The organism is Mycobacterium sp. 4858, from assembly GCF_900240975.1.
Classification (GTDB): Bacteria; Actinomycetota; Actinomycetes; order Mycobacteriales; family Mycobacteriaceae; genus Mycobacterium.
The window spans coordinates 2,970,400-2,989,193 of record NZ_LT968776.1 but is presented as its reverse complement, the minus strand read 5'-3'; the positions used below and the strand labels follow the sequence as shown (position 1 = coordinate 2,989,193).

Annotated in this window: 15 protein-coding genes; 6 read left to right on the top strand and 9 right to left on the bottom strand. The window is 67.9% G+C overall.

What is annotated here, in order from left to right; genetic code table 11:
- Positions 1-3: 3 nt before the first annotated feature.
- Positions 4-1,671, bottom strand: coding sequence for an FAD-binding dehydrogenase (locus tag C1737_RS22685; RefSeq protein ID WP_068091502.1), 1,668 nt, complete (start codon positions 1,669-1,671; stop codon positions 4-6).
- A 48-nt stretch (positions 1,672-1,719) separates the two neighbouring features.
- The gene (locus tag C1737_RS22680) at positions 1,720-2,424 is read right to left on the bottom strand and encodes a DUF2334 domain-containing protein (RefSeq protein WP_067918828.1); all 705 of its coding nucleotides are present in this window, start codon (positions 2,422-2,424) and stop codon (positions 1,720-1,722) included.
- A 146-nt stretch (positions 2,425-2,570) separates the two neighbouring features.
- On the opposite strand from C1737_RS22680, the gene C1737_RS22675 reads away from it, so the two are divergent.
- Positions 2,571-4,190 carry a DHA2 family efflux MFS transporter permease subunit gene (locus C1737_RS22675; RefSeq protein ID WP_067918830.1) on the top strand — a complete coding sequence of 540 codons (1,620 nt, stop codon included), beginning with the start codon at positions 2,571-2,573 and terminating at the stop codon, positions 4,188-4,190.
- A gap of 155 nt (positions 4,191-4,345) precedes the next feature.
- Positions 4,346-5,965, top strand: a complete 1,620-nt coding sequence (locus C1737_RS22670; protein WP_067918849.1) for a DHA2 family efflux MFS transporter permease subunit — start codon at positions 4,346-4,348, stop codon at positions 5,963-5,965.
- A gap of 17 nt (positions 5,966-5,982) precedes the next feature.
- Here the strand turns inward: C1737_RS22670 and C1737_RS22665 are convergent, their stop codons facing one another.
- Both C1737_RS22665 and C1737_RS22660 read right to left on the bottom strand, forming a co-directional pair.
- Complete coding sequence (locus C1737_RS22665) at positions 5,983-8,133, bottom strand: S9 family peptidase (protein WP_102419511.1); 2,151 nt, start codon at positions 8,131-8,133, stop codon at positions 5,983-5,985.
- Positions 8,130-9,017, bottom strand: a complete 888-nt coding sequence (locus tag C1737_RS22660) for a phosphoribosylaminoimidazolesuccinocarboxamide synthase (RefSeq protein WP_067918834.1) — start codon at positions 9,015-9,017, stop codon at positions 8,130-8,132. The genes C1737_RS22665 and C1737_RS22660 overlap by 4 nt, the downstream gene beginning before the upstream one ends.
- 64 nt (positions 9,018-9,081) lie before the next feature.
- On the opposite strand from C1737_RS22660, the gene C1737_RS22655 reads away from it, so the two are divergent.
- Complete coding sequence (locus C1737_RS22655) at positions 9,082-9,702, top strand: hypothetical protein (protein WP_067918836.1); 621 nt, start codon at positions 9,082-9,084, stop codon at positions 9,700-9,702.
- On the opposite strand, the gene C1737_RS22650 is transcribed toward C1737_RS22655, so the two are convergent.
- The 3 genes from C1737_RS22650 to purB are packed head-to-tail and all read right to left on the bottom strand — an operon-like array spanning position 9,667 to position 13,345.
- Positions 9,667-10,686 (bottom strand): tellurite resistance/C4-dicarboxylate transporter family protein, encoded by a 1,020-nt coding sequence (locus tag C1737_RS22650; protein WP_102419510.1) that lies wholly within the window; start codon positions 10,684-10,686, stop codon positions 9,667-9,669. The two genes, C1737_RS22655 and C1737_RS22650, sit on opposite strands and share 36 nt — an antisense overlap.
- Positions 10,683-11,930, bottom strand: coding sequence for a cytochrome P450 (locus tag C1737_RS22645; protein WP_102419509.1), 1,248 nt, complete (start codon positions 11,928-11,930; stop codon positions 10,683-10,685). Before C1737_RS22645 ends, C1737_RS22650 begins: the two co-directional genes overlap by 4 nt.
- Positions 11,927-13,345 (bottom strand): adenylosuccinate lyase, encoded by a 1,419-nt coding sequence (gene purB / locus C1737_RS22640; RefSeq protein ID WP_102419508.1) that lies wholly within the window; start codon positions 13,343-13,345, stop codon positions 11,927-11,929. Before purB ends, C1737_RS22645 begins: the two co-directional genes overlap by 4 nt.
- A 40-nt stretch (positions 13,346-13,385) precedes the next feature.
- Between purB and C1737_RS22635 the strand changes: the two genes are divergently transcribed.
- Entirely contained in the window at positions 13,386-14,132 is a 747-nt protein-coding gene (locus C1737_RS22635) for a DUF429 domain-containing protein (protein ID WP_067918841.1), read from the top strand.
- On the opposite strand, the gene C1737_RS22630 is transcribed toward C1737_RS22635, so the two are convergent.
- The gene (locus C1737_RS22630; protein WP_067918842.1) at positions 14,066-14,728 is read right to left on the bottom strand and encodes a TetR/AcrR family transcriptional regulator; all 663 of its coding nucleotides are present in this window, start codon (positions 14,726-14,728) and stop codon (positions 14,066-14,068) included. The two genes, C1737_RS22635 and C1737_RS22630, sit on opposite strands and share 67 nt — an antisense overlap.
- Before the next feature lie 73 nt (positions 14,729-14,801).
- Between C1737_RS22630 and C1737_RS22625 the strand changes: the two genes are divergently transcribed.
- Positions 14,802-15,719, top strand: coding sequence for an alpha/beta hydrolase-fold protein (locus tag C1737_RS22625; protein WP_102419507.1), 918 nt, complete (start codon positions 14,802-14,804; stop codon positions 15,717-15,719).
- Between the two features lie 175 nt (positions 15,720-15,894).
- Complete coding sequence (locus C1737_RS22620; RefSeq protein WP_102419506.1) at positions 15,895-17,478, top strand: gamma-glutamyltransferase family protein; 1,584 nt, start codon at positions 15,895-15,897, stop codon at positions 17,476-17,478.
- Here the strand turns inward: C1737_RS22620 and purD are convergent.
- On the bottom strand, positions 17,475-18,743 hold the full coding sequence (gene purD, locus C1737_RS22615; RefSeq protein WP_102419505.1) for a phosphoribosylamine--glycine ligase: 1,269 nt from the start codon (positions 18,741-18,743) through the stop codon (positions 17,475-17,477). The two genes, C1737_RS22620 and purD, sit on opposite strands and share 4 nt — an antisense overlap.
- Positions 18,744-18,794: the final 51 nt, after the last annotated feature.

Here is an 18,794-nt window from a genome sequence, read left to right as displayed (position 1 = left end):
AGGCTAGGCGATGTCGTCGGCGACGCCGCGGCCTGCGGCGCGCCCCGAGAAGATGCAACCACCCAGGAACGTGCCTTCCAGCGCGCGATAACCGTGCACGCCACCCCCACCGAACCCGGCCACCTCCCCAGCGGCGTACAGCCCGTTCAGAGGTGTGCCGTCGGCTTTCAGCACGCGGGCCGCGAGATCGGTTTCTATGCCGCCCAACGTCTTTCGCGTCAGGATGTGCAGCTTGACCGCGATCATCGGCCCGGCCTTCGGATCGGTCAGCCGGTGCGGGGCCACCACCCGGCCCAGCCGGTCGCCCAGGTAGCCGCGCGCGGCGCGGATCGCGGTGATCTGGCCGTCCTTGCTGAACTTGTTGGCAACCTCGCGGTCGCGGGCGGTCACCTCGGCCTCCACCGTGGCGTAGTCCAGCGGCGCGACGCCGGGTAGCTTGTTCATCGCGGTCACCAACTCCCGCAACGTGTATGCGCTGACGAAGTCGACTCCCCGGTCGACGAATGCCTGTACCGGTCCGGGCGGCCCGGATCGCGCCCGGTTTCGAACTAGCTCGAGCAGACTCTGCCCGGTCAGATCGGGATTCTGCTCCTGCCCCGAGAGTGCGAATTCCTTCTCGATGATCTTGGCGTTCAACACAAACCAGGTGTAGTCATACCCGGACTTGGTGATGTATTCCAGCGTCCCCAAAGTGTCGAAACCGGGGTAAAGCGGCACCGGCAACCGCTTGCCGGCCGCGTCGAGCCACAGCGACGACGGCCCCGGAATGATGCGGATCCCGTGCAGCGGCCAGATCGGGTCGTAGTTGGTGATGCCCTCGGTGTAATGCCACATCCGGTCGGGGTTGATCACCCGCGCACCGGCCCGCTGGGAGATGCCGATCATCCGGCCGTCCACGTGAGCCGGCACCCCGCTGAGCAACTGCTCGGGTATCCGGCCCATCCGCTTCGGCCAGTTCTTGCGCACCAGCTCGTGGTTGCCCCCGATGCCGCCGCTGGTGACGATCACCGCTGCCGCCCGGAACTCGAATTGCCCCACCGGCGTTCGTGACGACGCCACGCCCCGCGGTGCGGCCGAGGGCTCCAGCACCGTGCCCCGAACGCCGGTCACCGCACCGCCTTCGACGATCAACTCGTCGACCTGGTGGCGGTGCGCGAAGCGCACGGTCGAGCGGTCCCGAAGCTGGCGGGCGAAGGTCTCAACCAGGGCGGGCCCGGTGCCCCAGGTGATGTGGAAGCGGGGCACCGAATTGCCGTGCCCCTGCGCGTCATACCCACCACGTTCGGCCCAGCCCACCAGCGGAAAAATCTTGAGGCCGCGGTCACGCAGCCACCGGCGTTTCTCCCCCGCCGCGAAATCGACATAGGCGTGCGCCCATTGGCGTGGCCAGTAGTCTTCCGGGCGGTCGAACGCCGCCGTGCCGAGCCAGTCCTGCAGGGCGAGTTCGTGGCTGTCGCGAATCCCCAGCCGGCGCTGCTCGGGGCTGTCGACGAAGAACAGGCCGCCGAAGGACCAGAAGGCCTGCCCGCCGAGGTTGGCGCTGCTCTCCTGGTCGACGATCACCACCCGCAGGCCCCGGTCCACCAACTCGCACGCGGCCACCAACCCTGCGAGTCCGGCCCCGACGATGATGGCGTCGGCACCGAACGCCGCGGCCGAAGAGTCGCTCATGTCGGACCAGGGTAGCGCCCGAGCCGGGCTGGTCGAGGCGGCGCTCGGTCAGGCCGCGTCGAGGATCGCTTTGTCGCGCCGCCAGCGGTAGACCGTCGGTTCGCAGCCGTGCATCAACGACAGGTCGACGGCGTCCACCATCGCCTGCAGCGGGCCCGGCTTACGGAGATGACGAGCGGCGACGGCGACCCGTACCACGCCGCCGCGGCGGGCGATTCGCTCGGCGGACAGCACCACCATCCGGCACCACCACGGTTCGGTGAGAAAGCCTTCGCCGATGCCCAGCACGCGGGAGCGCACGGTGGCGTGCCGGACCAGGTCGGTGATGCCGTGCAGGTCCGCGAGCATCCGAAAACCGTTGTCGGGCAATGCCTTGACGACGCCCGGAGACACCACCCAGCCAGGCGCGGCAAAAAGCCGGGTGCGCAAGCCGAGATGCTCGAGCACCCGGTCGGCGGCCATCAGCCGCAGGTTGGCCTCGTGGGCCCGAAGAATGGCGAACTCACCGCGGCGCTTTTTCGTGGCCGCGTCGTCATAGCCGTGCAGCACGATGGCGTCGCCGCCGGAACGCCGGGTGGTCAGCCATTCGACCGTGCTGGGGTCGCGGTCGAGTCGGTAGTCACCACTGAGGCGGGGTGCCACCAATAGCGACACCGGCACGTTGCGGGCATCCATTTGCGCGCAGAACGCCTCCACGTCGGGCAGGGTACGTTCCCCGATCCCCGAGACCGAGACGATCAATTTTCCAGCCACACCCGCAGTTTGACGATCTCAGGTGTCGGAATGGTGAAGGACACGCAGACGCCAGGCGTATATCGAAACCACGCTTCCGCAGGTCCCGCCCATGCGCGGCTCGCGGCAGTGGGCTTGCGGGCGACGCCGGGGCCGATCGGTTCGATATGCTAAGCAACGCCATGGATCAGGCCCCGTACGCAGCGGCCGACACCCCGCTACCCTACGATCCCGCCCCGCAGCCGGGCGCGGGTGAGCGGGACTACCCGGACAAACTGGACGCCGGCCTGTTGCGGATTTCCGCCGTCTGCATCCTGGCGACCGTGATGGCGATCGTGGACGTCACCGTCGTCAGCGTCGCGCAGCGCACCTTCATCGACCAATTCACGTCCTCACAGGCCGTCGTCGCCTGGACGATGACCGGCTACACGCTGGCGTTGGCGACCGTGATACCGATCACCGGGTGGGCGGCCGACCGGTTCGGCACCAAGCGACTTTTCATCGGCTCCGTGCTCGCCTTCACGCTGGGCTCCGTACTGTGCGCGGTGGCCGCAAACATCTTGCAGCTCATCGTCTTTCGAGTGGCTCAAGGCGCCGGCGGCGGCATGCTGCTGCCCCTGAGCTTCATGATCTTGACAAGGGAAGCGGGGCCACGACGGCTCGGACGCTTGATGTCGATCTTGAGCATCCCGATGCTGCTCGCCCCGATCGGTGGCCCGATCCTGGGCGGCTGGCTCATCGACACCTCCAGTTGGCGATGGATCTTCCTGATCAACCTGCCGATCGGGCTCCTCACCATGGCGCTCGCGGCGATCATCTTTCCCAGGGACCACGCGGCGCGGTCGGAGACCTTCGACCTCGTCGGCGTGCTGCTGCTCTCGCCGGGCCTGGCCACGTTTCTGTTCGCGGTCTCATCGATCCCGCGCTGCGGCACCGTCGCCGACCGCCACGTCGTGATACCGGCGGCCATCGGCCTGACGCTGATCGCGGCGTTCGTCGCGCATGCCTGGCGCCGCGCCGATCACCCGCTGATCGATCTGCGGCTGTTTCGCAACCCGGTACTCACCCATGCCAACGTGACGATGCTGGTATTCGCCACCGCCTTCTTCGGTGCCGGCCTACTGCTGCCCAGCTACTTCCAGCAGGTGCTGCACCAAACCCCCTTGCAGGCGGGTTTGCGCATGATTCCTCAGGGGCTGGGCGCCATGCTGACCATGCGGCTGACCGGGCCGTTGGTGGACCGGCAGGGGCCCGGCAAGATCCTGCTGATCGGCATCGCGGTGATCACCGCCGGGCTGGGCACCTTCGCCTTCGGCGTCGCCCGGCAGGCCGACTACCTGCCCACTTTGCTGATCGGCCTGACGATCATGGGCCTCGGCATGGGATGCACCATGATGCCGCTGTCCGTCGCGTCTGTGCAGGCGCTGGCCCCGCATCAGATCGCCCGGGGCACGACGCTGATGAGCGTCAGCCACCAGGTCGGCGGGTCGATGGGCACCGCGCTGATGTCGATGATCCTGACCAACCAGTTCAACCGAAGTGAAAATATCGTCGCCGCGAACAAGCTCGCGGCGTTGCGGCAGCAAGCAGCCGTCACCGGGGTCCCGGTCGACCAGTCCGCGATACCGCGGCAGGCGCTGAGCACCGGTTTTTGGACCAACGTGGTGCACGACCTGTCCCACGCCTATACGGCGGTGTTTGTGATCGCGGTGGTTTTGGTGGTGTCGACGATCATTCCGGCGTCGTTTCTGCCGAAAAAGCCGGCGAGCCAAACAGTGGGTGAATAGCTCCGTCAGCACGGCAGCGTCAAGGCGTTCCAGTACCGGATCTGGACGGACGGCCGTTTAGCGTGCGACCACCGGTCACCGGCCTGGCCAGCGAGAAAAAGGCGCCGGTGTAATCAAACGGCTAAAAGGTTCCGCGGACGGGTATGGGACTCGATATGCTCGGCAGCACGATGCAGAAGGCCTATTCCGCCCCTTCCGATGCCGCGGGCCACCCCGGTTCAACCGCGCGAGCGGACACGGACAGACGCGAGTCTCCCGACAAACTGGACGCTGCGCTGCTCCGCATCGCCGGGGTGTGCGGGCTGGCCTGCATCATGGCGATCCTCGACAACACCGTCGTGCTCGTCGCGCAGCCCACGTTCCTCGCGCAATTCGGCTCCACCCAGGCCATCGTCTCCTGGACAATCGCCGGCTACATGCTCGCTTTTGCGACGGTGATCCCGGTAACGGGTTGGGCAGCCGACCGCTTCGGCACCAAACGGCTGTTCATGGGTTCGGTCTTGCTGTTCACGCTGGGCTCGCTCCTGTGCGCGTTGGCACCAAATATTCTGACCCTCATCATCTTTCGCGTGGTCCAAGGTATCGGCGGCGGCATGCTGTTACCGCTGAGCTTTGTGATCTTGACGCGCGAGGCCGGACCGAAGCGCGTCGGTCGGCTGATGGCGATCGGTGGCCTTCCGATTCTGCTCGGCCCTATCGGTGGCCCGATTCTGGGCGGCTGGCTGATCGATACGTACGGCTGGAAATGGATCTTTTTGGTGAACCTGCCGGTCGGGCTCGTCGCGTTCACTCTCGCGGCGATCATGTTCGCCAAAGACCGCTCGTCCCCGTCGGAGGCCTTCGACTTCGTCGGGGTGCTGCTGCTGTCGCCCGGCGTGGCCGCGTTCCTGATCGGCGTGTCGTCCATCCCGGGCCGCGGCACTGTGGCCGACCGCTACGTGTTGATACCGGCGCTCCTCGGGCTGGGCTTGATCGTCGCGTTCGTCTGGCATGCCTGGTATCGCGCGGATCATCCGCTGATCGACCTGAGGCTTTTCCGAAACCGGGTGGTCACAGAGGTCAATGTGACGTTGCTGGTGTTCGCCGTCGCCTTCGTGGGCGCCGGGCTGCTGGTCCCGAGCTATTTCCAGGTGGTGCTCCACGAGACCCCGATGCAGGCCGGTCTGCACATGGTGCCGGTAGGGGTCGGTGCCCTGGTGACCATGCCGCTCGGCGGGGCCTACGTGGACCGACGGGGGCCGGGCAAGATCGTCGTGGTCGGCCTCGCGCTGATGGCCGCGGGCCTCGGCATATTCACCTTCGGAGTGGCCAGGCAGGCCGCCTACCAACCGACGCTGCTGGCCGGGTTGACGGTCATGGGCCTGGGCATCGGCTTCACCACGACGCCGCTCAATGCGGTGCTCATGCAATCCCTGGCGCCGCAGCAGATCGCCCGCGGGACGACGCTGATGAGCGTCAACCAACAGATAGGTGGCTCGATCGGAGCCGCCCTGATGGCGGTGATCTTGACCAATCAGTTCAACCACAACGCGTACATCGCCAGCGCCAACAAGTTGGCGGAGCTGCAAGGTGAGGCCGCCAGGCGCGGGCAGCCGGTCGATCCGTCCGCCATTCCACGGCTAACGACCAGCCCGGATTTCGCGAGCAACCTCATGAACAGCCTCTCCCACGCGTACACGGTGGTCTACGTGCTGGCTGTCGTGCTAGTCGCGTTGACGATGATCCCGGCGTGGTTCTTGCCGAAGAAGGTGCCGGCCCACGTAGCCGGCGAGTGAGCCCCGCAATCGCCGTGTCAGCCGCCATCGCGGTGACCGGAGGCGACGGCTAGCAGCCAGGCGTACTGGAATGCGGTTTCCTGCCACGCCTTGTAGCGACCACTGACTCCGCCGTGCCCGGCGTTCATCTGGGTCTTCAGCAGGACCGGACTGCCGTTGCCGTTGGCGTGCCGCAACGCCGCCACCCACTTGGCGGGCTCGACGTAGTAGACCCTGGTGTCGTTCAGCGAAGTCATCGCCAGAATGGCCGGATATCGCTTGGTCTCGACATTCTCATAAGGCGAATAGGACTTCATGTAGACGTAGACGTCCTTGTCCTGCAACGGGTTTCCCCATTCGTCCCATTCGGTGACGGTCAGCGGCAACGAGGGATCCAGGATGGTGGTCAGCGGGTCGACGAATGGGACCTGCGCGAGGATCCCGGCGAACAGATCCGGCGCCAGGTTGGCGACCGCCCCCATCAGCAGGCCGCCCGCGCTGCCGCCCAACGCCACCAGTTGCTGGGGCCTCGTGACCCCCGTGTCGACCAAGTGCCTTGCCACCGCGACGAAGTCGGTGAAGGTGTTCTTCTTCTCCAGCAGCTTGCCGTGTTCGTACCACGGCCGACCCATCTCACCGCCACCGCGGACATGGGCGATGGCGAACACCATGCCGCGGTCCAGCAGCGACAACCGTGCGATGGAAAAGCTGGGATCGATGCACATCTCGTAGGCGCCGTATCCGTAAAGCAAGGCCAGCGCCGGAGATTCGATGCCGGCGCGGTGCACGATGGACACCGGGATTCGGGCGCCGTCGTCGGCAAGCGCCCAGTCACGCCGCTCCACGTAGTCGGCGATGCGGTAACCACCGAGCACGGGTTGCTCGCGCAGCAAGGTACGTTCGCCGGTGGCGAAGTCGACGTCGTACACCCGCGCCGGAACGACCAACGACCCCGCCCTGATCCGCAGCTTGGGCGCATCCCAGCTCGGGTTGCCGGCCGTACCGGCCGACATCAACTCGGAGTCGAACGCGATCTCCTCGGGTTCACCGAATCGGCCCTCGGGTTCGATGTCCCATACCTGCAGCCGCGGCAGCGCCTCTCGCCGGTAGCTGACCACCAGATGGCCGGCGAAGGCATCCACCCCGTCGAGCCGCACATCGTCGCGGTGGCCGATCAGCGTTCGCTGCCGGGTCGGGTCGTCGACCGGCGCCTCGGCCAGCATGAAGTTCACCGCGCCCTGGTTGTGCAGGATCAGGAACCTGTCCTGCCCGCCGACCACCGCGTGCTCGACCGAGTACTCGACGCCCTCGCGCCGTGGCAGCACCACGGTGAACCGGGCATGCGGATCGGCGGCATCGGCATACCGGTACTCGGAGGTGATGGACGAGCCCGATGCGATGAAGATGTAGGCCTCGCTGCGGGTCAGCCCCACGCCAAGCCAAAACCGTTCGTCGGCCTCGTGATACACCAGCTCCGCCGGCTCACCGGAGCCAACGCGGTAGCGCCAGACCTTGTCGGGGCGGTGGGCAGCATCCAGGGTCAGGTAGTAGACGGTGCGGTTGTCGGCCGCCCATGTCGCTCCCGCCCCGATGTCGGGGATCTCGTCGCGATACAGCTCGCCGGTGCGCAGGTCCTTGAACCGCAGCGTGTAGCGTTCGTCGCCGACGACGTCGACCGAATACGCCAGCAGGTTCCCATCGAGGCTGACGGTGGCGGCACCGAGTGCGAAGAACTCATGGCCATGCGCCTCGGCGTTGGAGTCGAGCAGGACCTGCTCGCCGGGAATCTCGGTGTCCTCCTCCAAGGCCGGCGGATCCCAGTCATCGGGACCGGCTATCGGGCAACGGCATTGGACCCGGTACTGCTTTCCTTCGAAAGTGCGAGCGTAATACCACCAGTCGCCCTGCCGCGTCGGCACCGACAGGTCGGTCTCCTTGGTACGCGCCTTGATCTCATCGAAGATCTTCTGCCGCAACGGCTCGAGATCGGCCGTCATCTGGTCGACGTAGCCGTTTTCCGCCTCGAGGTAGGCGATGACTTCGGGGTCGGACTTGTCGCGCAGCCATTCGTAGGGGTCGACGAAGACGTCGCCGTGATGCTCGCGTCTGGTGTCGTGCCGCTTGGCGACGGGTGGCACTGGAAGCACTTCCCGCCCGCGGGGCGCTGCATCGGCGCGCGCTTCGGTCATGCGCCGATCCAGTCACCGAAGCTCAGGCCGGAAATGCGTTCGTAGGCATCGATATAACGGTCCCGCGTGACATCGATGATGTGCTCGGGCAGCGGCGGTGGCGGCTGCGAGCCGTGGCGATCCCAGCCGGACTCGGGGCTGGTGAGCCAGTTACGGACGAACTGTTTATCGAAACTCGTCTGCACCACCCCCACCCGGTAATCCTCGGCCGGCCAGTATCGCGACGAGTCGGGCGTGAAGATCTCGTCGGCCAGCAGCAGGTTGCCATCGCGGTCGGTGCCGAACTCAAACTTGGTGTCGGCGATGATGATTCCCTTCGTCAGGGCGTGGTCTGCGGCCTGAACGTAGGTCTGCAGCGTGCGGTCGCGCAGCTGGTTGGCACGCACCGCACCCACCAACTCGATTACCGTGTCGAACGAGATGTTCTCGTCGTGATCCCCCAGCGCGGCCTTGGTGGCCGGAGTGAACAGCGGTTCGGCGAACTTACTCGCCTCGACCAGGCCGGGCGGCAGGGCGATGCCGCAGACCTTCCCGGTCGCCTGGTAATCCAGCAATCCCGACCCGGTGAGATAACCGCGCGCGACGCACTCCACCGGGAGCATGTCCAGCCGCCGCACCACCAGCCCACGGCCGAGGACCTCGTCCGGGATGCGTGGGTCGTCCGGCGGACCGGCCAGATGGTTGGGCGCGTCGACCAGACCGAAGAAGAAGACGCTCATCGCGGTCAGGATGCGGCCCTTGTCCGGGATCGTGCTGTCGAGGACGTAGTCGTACGCCGAGATCCGGTCGGTCGCGACCAGCAGCAGGTGTTCGTCGTCGACACGATAGATCTCGCGTACCTTGCCGCTGGCCAGGTGCTGGTAGTCGGACAGTGCAGGTCGCATCGGGTCAGCCTATCCGGCACCTCAGAAGGGCACATCCGTCGGGAGCTGTGCTGGGATCGGGAGTATGACACCGCGGTTGCTGCCCTACTCCACCCGGCCCGGCCGACTGATGGCCCAGCTGCTGAGCGATTTCGCCGTCATCATGTGGACGGCGCTCTGGCTACTGGTCGGGCTGGCCGTCTATGACGCCGTGTCCACGATCGCCGAGGCCGGCCGGCAGGTCGAGAGCGGGGCGCACGGCCTCGCCGGCAATCTGGCGTCGGCCGGTCACGACACCCAGCACATCCCCCTGGTGGGCGACGCGATCAGCAAGCCGCTGAACTCCGCGAGCCAGGCGGCCCTGGATCTTGCCGGCGCCGGTCACGACCTGGACTCCACCGCGAGCTGGCTGGCGATCCTGCTCGCGATGGCCGTCGTCGCGGTCCCGATCCTGGTGGCGGACGTGCCGTGGCTCTTGCTGCGGCTGCGGTTCTTTCGACGCAAGCTGACGGTGAGCGCCCTGGCAGCGACCCCGGCCGGTGAGCAACTGCTGGCCCTGCGGGCCCTGACGAACCGGGCGCCGCGGCAGCTCGCCGCCATCAGCGTGGATCCGGTCGGCGGGTGGCGCCGGGAAGATCCGCTCACCATCCGGGCCCTGGCGGCGCTCGAACTACGGGCGGCCGGCATCTCGATCCGCCGCGCTTAGCAGCGCGCGACCGAAGAGCAGCAGCCCCGCGACGAGGACAATGAGCCACGCCGCCAACGCATCCCAGAAGAACACCAGCGAAACCGTCAGCAGGGATGGGTGGCCGGTCTCGGCCGCCATGGCGTAACTGGCCGCGGAATACATACCAAGCGGAAAGACGAAAGCCCACCACACGCCGGCGAACCGCAGCATATTGGGACGGCGGCTGATCCGGTGCAGGCCGAAGTAGATCAGTGGCGGTATCCACAAGGTGGCCGCCAACCACGTCACGACGGTGACCGTGCGGACCGGCCCGGCCAGCCAGGCCGGAGCCAGGGGATGAATGCTGTCACCGGCCAGCGTCGCAATCGCCATGCCGCCCATCAGGATCCAGCTGTCCGGCTCGAATCCGTCCCGGTCCTGCCTTTCGCTGACCACCCGCCAGAGGATCAGCCAGGTCATCAGCGCGTAGATGAGGATGGCGATCACCCACACGGCCACGGCAACGGCCACCCACCAGCGATGTCCGGTGTGGTACGCCGCCCGGGCGATCACGATCGCCAGCCCAGAGGTTCCGACGCTGCCCAGTTCCCACGCCCCATGGGCATGGTCGCGCAGCGTCGCCCATCGGCGCGTCAACATGTTCCGCGAACTGAGCGCGATCAGCGCCAGCCACGAGCACAGCCCAACCGCGCCGAGCGTCCGCAGCACCCACACGTTGGACTGCAGCCGGGTGTCGATGACCGCGCAGGCGGCGACGAAGGTGAACAACCGAAGGGTGACATCCGGGTCCGTCGCGTCCCAGCGCGAGGTGCGACGCCTGCCAAGCACCGTTGCGACCACCAGGAGCGTCAGGACGGCCAGGCCGGCGGTCGCGACGACGCCCAGCGTGTCACTGATCCGGCCATAGCCGTGGTCGCGCGCGGCGATCGACAGGATGCCGGTTGCCATCACGGCTGCGAAGACGTCCGGTGTCGGCTCGACATCGGCGGGTCCGATCCTCACCGCTCCTCGGAGAGTTCCACCACCAGGTGCCGGATGCCGGTATGCCGATTGCTGCGAGCCCATTCCACCGGCCGCACCACCCGTACCGCCCCGAACCGTGAAAACAGCTCCTCGTAGAGCACCCGCAGTTCGAGACGGGCCAGGTTGGCGCCCAGGCAATAGTGGACACCCTGCCCGAATCCCAAGTGTGGGTTCGGCTTTCGGGTGATGTCGAATTCGTCGGCGCGCTCGAATACGTCGGCGTCGCGATTCGCCGAACCCTCCCAGATCTGAACCTTCTGCCCCGCCAGGATCGGCTGTCCGCCGAGCGTGACGTCGCGGGTGGCGGTGCGGCGCTTGGACGGTGACGGCGACGTCCACCGCACGATCTCCTCGACGGCGGTCGGCAGCGTGTCGAGATCCCCACGCAGCGCCCGCAGTTGCTCCGGATGGTCGGCCAGCGCCAGCAGCCCGCCGGCGACCGCGTTGCGCGTCGTCTCGGCGCCGGCGCTGAAGAGCAGGCTGAAGAACAGGTACAGCTCGAGATCCGATAGCGATGGCGCATCCGCATCGTCGACCATCGCGTTCGCGACGACCGACAGCATGTCCTCGGTCGGCTCCGCCCGCTTCGATGCGATCAGCTGCCGGCCATAGTCGTACATCCGCGACCCGGCCTCTTCTACCGACAGCTGAGAAAGCGAGGCCTTGCGCGAACCGCCGAAGTCGAACTGCGGCTCGATGGCCTCGAACAGCCAATGCCGTTCGGACTCGGGCACTCCCAGCAGGATGCAGATCATCTGCATCGGCAGCTCTGCGGCGATGTCAACCAGGAAGTCGAACGGTTCGCCGGGCACCACGGCATCGAGCAGCCGGCGCGCCCGTGCCCGCAGATCGTCTTCCACCAGCCGGATCATCCGCGGCGTCAGCCCCGAGCTGACAAGTCGCCGGATCTGCGAGTGACGCGGGTCATCCATCATGTTCAGTACCTGGCCGGCGATGGCCAGGTCCTGCAGCAGCGTGCCTCCGTATGGCCGCCCGCCGCCGGTGACCGACGAGTAGGTCGCCGGATCCTTCAGCACCTCAAGCGTTTCCGCATGCGTGGCGACCGACCAGAAGCCCTCGCCGTCGGGGGTGTTGTCGGTCGGCTCGTGCCAGTACACGGGCGCTTCGCGCCGGTGGATGGCGAACAGCTCGTGGGGAAAACCGTTGGCGAAGTTGTCGAGATCGGTGAAGTCGATCCCCGCGAGCGCCCCGGCGAGAGTCACAGGATCGCGCCCGGCGCGTACTTGGCGGCGTCCGGATAGCGGCTCACCAATGCGTCGACCATCGCCGCCACCTCGTCCACCTGGTCACCGGCCGCACCGACGAACGCCTCCTTGTCGGCGAGCGCGGCATCGAGCGCGGACCGGTCCAGCGGCAGCCGCTCGTCGGCGGCCAACCGATCCAGCAGGTCGGGTTCCGCGCCGCGCTCGCGCATGGCCAGGGCCGTGGCGACAGCGTGTTCGCGGATCACGTGGTGCGCGGCCTCGCGGCCCATTCCGGCCCGGACCGCGGCGATCAGCACCTTGGTCGTGGCCAGGAACGGCAGGTAGCGATCCAGCTCGCGGGCGATCACCGCGGGGTAGGCGCCGAATTCGTCGAGCACCGTCAGGAACGTCTCGATTTGCCCGTCGACGGCGAAGAAGCTGTCAGGCAACGCAACCCGGCGCACCACCGAGCAGAACACGTCCCCCTCGTTCCACTGCGCGCCCGCCAGCTCGGCGGCCATCGAGGCGTAACCGCGCAGCACCACCTGCAACCCGTTGACCCGTTCGCAGCTGCGGGTGTTCATCTTGTGCGGCATCGCCGACGAGCCGACCTGGCCGGGGGCGAATCCCTCGGTGACGAGCTCGTGCCCGGCCATCAGCCGGATGGTGTGGGCCAGCGACGACGGGCCCGCACCCAGCTGCACCAGAGCGGACAGCACGTCGTGGTCGAGCGAACGGGGGTAGACCTGCCCGACGCTGGTCAAAACGGTTGCGAAGCCGAGGAATTCGGCCACGCGTCGCTCGAGTTCGGTCAGCTTGGCCGGGTTCGCGTCCAGCAGGTCCAGCATGTCCTGGGCCGTGCCCATCGGGCCCTTGATCCCGCGCAGGGGGTAGCGGTCGATCAACTCGCGCAGCCGGGTCAGCGCGATCAGCGTCTCCTGCGCGGCGGACGCGAACCGCTTGCCCAACGTGGTGGCCTGCGCGGCGACGTTGTGGCTGCGCCCGGCCATCACCAGGTCGCGGTATTCCACCGCGCGCTCGGCAAGCCGCGCCGCCACCGCGATCCCATGGGAGAAGACCACTTCCAGGGATCGCCGGATCTGCAGCTGCTCCACGTTCTCGGTCAGGTCGCGGCTGGTCATGCCCTTGTGCACGTGCTCGTGCCCGGCCAGCGCGTTGAACTCCTCGATGCGGGCTTTCACGTCGTGGCGCAGCGCCCGCTCGCGCTCGGCGATCGAGGACAAATCGACGTCCTCGAGCACCCGCTCGTAGTCGGCGATGGCGTCCTGCGGAACGTCCACCCCAAGCTCCGCCTGCGCGCGCAGCACCGCGAGCCACAGCCGGCGCTCGGCGACGACCTTGGCCTGCGGCGACCAGATCGCGACCATTTCCGCGCTGGCGTACCGGGTGGCCAGGACATTCGGAATGCTCACAGACATAGAGCTTACGATCCGCCGCTCTACCCTAGGCAGGATGTACTTCGCCGGCGTCGATCTGGCCTGGGCCGGGCGCAACCCCACCGGCGTCGCGGTCGTCGACTCGAGGGGCCTCCTGGTGCACATCGGCGCCGCCGGCGATGACGCCGATGTGCTCGCCGCGTTGTCGCCCCATGTGCGGGGGGATTGCGTTGTCGCCTTCGACGCTCCGCTGGTGGTGACCAACCCGACGGGCCAGCGTCCCGCCGAGGCCGCACTCAACCGCGACTTCCGCAGGTTCGAGGCCGGGGCGCACCCGGCCAACACGGCGAAACCGGAGTTCGCCGACGGGCCGCGCGCGGCGCGCTTGGCGCACGCGATGGGGCTCGACATGGACCCACGGTCAGCGGCACCGCGCCGCGCCATCGAGGTCTACCCGCATCCGGCCACCGTGGTGTTCTTCCGGCTGGCGCGAACGCTCAAGTACAAGGCCAAGCCGGGCCGGGGAGTCGACCAGCTCAGGTCCGAGCTGCTCTTGCTGATGGACGGCATCGAAAAGCTCGCGCACGCACCGGTGCCCTTGCGCGTGGCGGGTCATGAGGATTGGGTTCGGCTGCGCCACCGCGTGACCACCGCCCAGCGCAAGAGCGAGCTGCGCCGCGCCGAGGATCCGGTTGATGCCGTCGTCTGCGCCTACGTGGCGTTGTTCGCGCAGCGCCGCCCGGCGGAGGTAACGATTTACGGGGACTTCGCCACCGGATACATCGTGACGCCGTCGTTGCCGGCCGACCGGACCGGCCGCTGATCAATGGGCGCGAGCACGTCGATGAGATCGACCACCGTTCCCACCGCCGCCGCGCGAGGGTCGCGGCCCTCGACCAAAGCGGACACCACGCAGCCATCGACCGCACAGATCAGCGTGCACACCAGCTCGATGTGCACCGTGCGGCCCGAACGCTCGATGGCCTCGGCCACGGCCTCGGCGCGCTGCCGCAGGCTGCGACGCATGGTCTCGCGCAACGCGGGGAGCCGGGTGCACGCGATGTGTCGCTCGTAGCGCGAGATCAACTGGTCGCTGAGCGCCGGGCTGGACACGTCTCCGACCAGCAGGTCGACCAACACCTCGGCGATGGTTTCGGGTCCGCGACGCCGTCGGGACAAGGCGGAGACCCGAGACCGCAGCTGCGCCACCTCGATCATTGCGATGTGTTCGACGGCGCGCGCGATCAAATCGTCAAGGGACGAGAAGTAATACGTCGTCGACGCCAGCGGCAGTCCGGCGCGCCGAGCGACCGCGCGGTGACCCACCGCATCGAATCCGCCTTCGGCGAGCAACTCGGCGGCGGCGCTCACCAGCGCATACCGTCGACGTTCTCCCTTGGGAGTGACTGCTGAGGTCACGAGTAGCCATCGTGCCAGTCAAAGTGGTACTGCATTGCCATTTCCGTCAAACGGCCCGCGAGACCAACGTGGCATGATGGCCCGCATGCCCGAAATGAGCCGCCGCGCCTTGCTGGGCCTCGGCGCCGGCGCCGCGGCGGGCGCAGTGGGCACGTATGGGCTCGACATTTTGTTCAAGCCCCGACCATCTCAGGCCGTGCCGCTGTCACCGGTCGGCACCCAGGGGCCGCTGGCGCCGCCGCCGAGCGCGCCTCTCGAGCCCGCTCCCCCGGGGCAACCAGCACCCACCATGGTGACGGGTTCCTTCGTTTCTGCGGCGCGCGGCGGGATCAACACCAACTGGGCCATCGCGCGCCCGCCCGGCCAGACCAAGGCACTGCGACCGGTGATCGCGCTGCACGGCAAGGGCAGTGATGCGTCCACGGTGATGGCCGGCGGCGTGGAACAGGGTTTGGCGCAGGCCGTCAACGCGGGGCTGCCGCCGTTTGCGGTGGTCGCCGTGGACGGCGGTGGCAGCTATTGGCACAAGCGGGCTTCCGGCGAGGACAGCGGGGCCATGGTGCTCGACGAGCTCATTCCGATGCTCGGGAGCCAGAACCTGGACACCTCGCGGGTGGCGTTTCTGGGATGGTCGATGGGCGGCTACGGCGCCTTGCTGCTCGGCGGCCGGCTGGGTCCGGCACGCACCGCGGCGATCTGCGCGGTCAGTCCCGCACTGTGGCTCTCCTCCGGTGCGGCCGCGCCGGGCGCGTTCGACGGGCCCGACGACTTCGCGGCGAACTCGGTGTTCGGGATGCCTGCGCTGGCGTCGATTCCAATCCGGGTGGACTGCGGCGACAGCGACCCGTTCTACGCCGCGACCAAGCAGTTCATCGCGCAGCTGCCCCATCCGCCCGCGGGCGGGTTCTCGCCCGGCGGGCACAACGGAGAGTTCTGGAGCTCGCAGCTGCCGGCCGAGTTGACCTGGATGGCGCCGCTACTGACGGCCTGAGGCCTGGGCCTGGGGGTGTCCCCCGTCACGCCAGTCACTTCGGCACCAGCACACGGGCATCATGCAATTGTGAAACTTGATATCGCGCGCGATATCAAAGTCGGGGAGAACACAATGCCTTTCGCGGGCCGGATTTCCGTTGGGCCCGCTTGAGGACTCGTGCGACGATCGCAGGGTGACCGCGCCCTTCGACTGGAACTTCCCGTACGCCTGGCCGCGGAAACCGATGCTGGCGGAAAACGTCGTGTGCACATCACAACCGCTGGCCGCCCAAGCGGGCCTTCGAATGCTCGCCGAGGGTGGTAGCGCGGTCGACGCGGCCATCGCCACCGCCGTCGCCCTCACCGTGGTGGAGCCGGTGTCCAACGGCATCGGCTCCGACGCCTTCGCCATCGTCTGGGATGGCCGGCAGTTGCACGGGCTGAACGCGTCCGGCCGCTCGCCCGCCGCCTGGACACCGGAATACTTCGGCGCCAAGGCCGTTCCCGCGCTGGGCTGGAACGCGGTGACCGTCCCGGGCGCGGTGTCGGCATGGACCGAACTGCATGCCAAGTTTGGCAAGCTCCCGTTCGGCACACTCTTCGAGCCTGCAATCCGATACGCCCGCAACGGGTTTCTGGTATCGCCGACCGTCGCGGACCAATGGAAGGCGCAGCTACCGCTGTTCGAACGACAGCCCGGCTTCGCGGCGGCATTCATGCCCGGGGGGCGGGCACCGAAACCCGGTGAGCGGTTCCAGTTTTCCGAACAGGCCACCACGCTCGAGAAGATCGCCGCGACCAATGGTGAGGCGTTCTACCGCGGCGAGCTGGCCGCCCAACTCGAGGCGCATGCAGCGGCCAACGACGGCGTGATGCGGGCCAGCGACCTCGCCGCTCACCGCGCCGACTGGGTGGGCACCATCAGTGGCCCCTACCGCGGCTACACCGTGCACGAGATCCCGCCCAATGGCCACGGGATCGTGGCCCTGATCGCCCTGGGGATCCTGGAGCACTTCGACATGGCTTCGCTCGCGGTCGATTCCGCCGACAGCGTGCACCTTCAGATCGAGGCGGTGAAGCTGGCATTCGCCGACGCGCAGGCTTACGTCGCCGACATCGAGCACATGCAGGTGCATCCGCAACAGCTGCTCGACGCCGACTACCTGAGGCAGCGCGCGGCCCTGATCGACCGGGGGCGGGCGCTGCCGGCGTCGGCGGGCACGCCGGGCGGGGGAACCGTCTATCTGACCGCAGCCGACGCCGCGGGAATGATGGTGTCGATGATCCAGTCGAACTACATGGGATTCGGATCGGGTGTCGTGGTGCCGGGCACCGGCATATCACTGCAGAACCGCGGGGCGAATTTCGTTGCCGCTGAGGGTCATCCGAACCGGGTCGGGCCCGCCAAACGGCCCTACCACACCATCATCCCGGGCTTCGTCACCAAAGACGGCGCCCCGGTGATGAGCTTCGGCGTGATGGGCGGAACGATGCAACCTCAGGGGCACACCCAGGTGATGGTGCGCATCGCCGACCAGGGGCAGAATCCCCAGGCCGCGTGTGACGGCCCACGGTTCCGCTGGGTGCAGGGCCTGCAGGTCGCCTGCGAGAAAGGCTTCCCCGCCGCGACGCTGGACGAGCTCGGCCGCCGCGGGCATGACCTGGTTGCGGTGGACGACTACAACCAGTTCGGCAGCTGTCAGGCGATCTGGCGGCTCGACGGCGGCTACTTCGCGGCGAGCGATCCACGCCGCGACGGCCAGGCCGCGGGGTTCTAGACGCTGATCTTGCCCTCGGCGGCCAACAGCGCGATGTCGCGCCGAAAGTGGCTGCCGGGCAACCGGATCGACCCCATCAGCCGGTACGCCTGCGCTCGGGCCGCAGCGAGGTCGGCGCCGGTGCCCACCACCGAGAGCACCCGACCGCCCGACGAGACGACCTCGCCATCGTCGCGTCGCGCCGTACCGGCGTGCAACACCCCCTCGGTCTCCGCGCCGGTGATCACGTCACCGACGCGGGGGCGGCCGGGATAGTTCTCCGCGGCCAGCACCACCGTGACGGCGGCGCCCTCGTGCCAACGCAGGTCACCGAAGTCGGCGAGCCGGCCGGCACCCGCCGCGTACAGCAGCTGCCCGAGCGGCGATTCCAGCAGCGCCAGCACGGCCTGGGTCTCCGGATCGCCGAACCGGCAGTTGAATTCCACCACCGCCGGTCCTTTTGCGGTGATCGCCAGCCCGACGTACAGCAACCCGCGGAACGGGCTGCCCCGCCGAACCATCTCGGCCGCAACGGGTTCGACGATGTTGGCGACGATGTCCCGGTACAGCTCGTCGGGAAGCCACGGAACCGGTGCGTAGGCGCCCATGCCACCGGTGTTGGGTCCGGTATCGCCCTCGCCGACACGTTTGAAGTCCTGCGCAGGCAACAGCGGCACCACGGTCTCGCCGTCGACGACGCAGAACAGTGACACCTCGGGACCGTCCAGGTAAGACTCCAGCAGCACCGGGTGGCCCGCCTCGAGCAGCGCGGCGGCATGCGCGCGGGCCACCCCGCGATCCGCGGTCACCACCACGCCCTTACCCGCGGCCAGCCGGTCGTCCTTCACCACCCAGGCCGGGTCGCCCGCCGGCGGCCCGAACCGGTCCAGGGCCGCATCCAAATGGGCGGGGTTGTCGACGGTTTCGCTGGCCGCGGTCCGCACGCCCGCCGCGGCCATGACCTCTTTGGCGAACGCCTTCGACCCTTCGATCCGGGCGGCATCCTTGCTGGGCCCGAAGCAGACGATGCCCGCGGCGCGCAGCGCGTCGGCCACGCCCAGCACGAGTGGTACTTCGGGACCGATGACCACCAGATCAGCCCGGACGTCACGGGCCAGGGCGACGACGTCGTCACCCGAACTGATGTCGACGTCGTGCTGCTCGGCCACCCGGGCGGTGCCCGCATTGCCGGGGGCGACGATTAGTGCCGTGACCTGCGGGTCTTTCCGAAGCGCCAGCAGCAGCGCATGTTCACGGGCGCCCGAACCGATTACCAGGACTCGCACGACACGTCAGACTAGCCCGGGCAAATGCCGCACGCCCACGGCACCCGTATT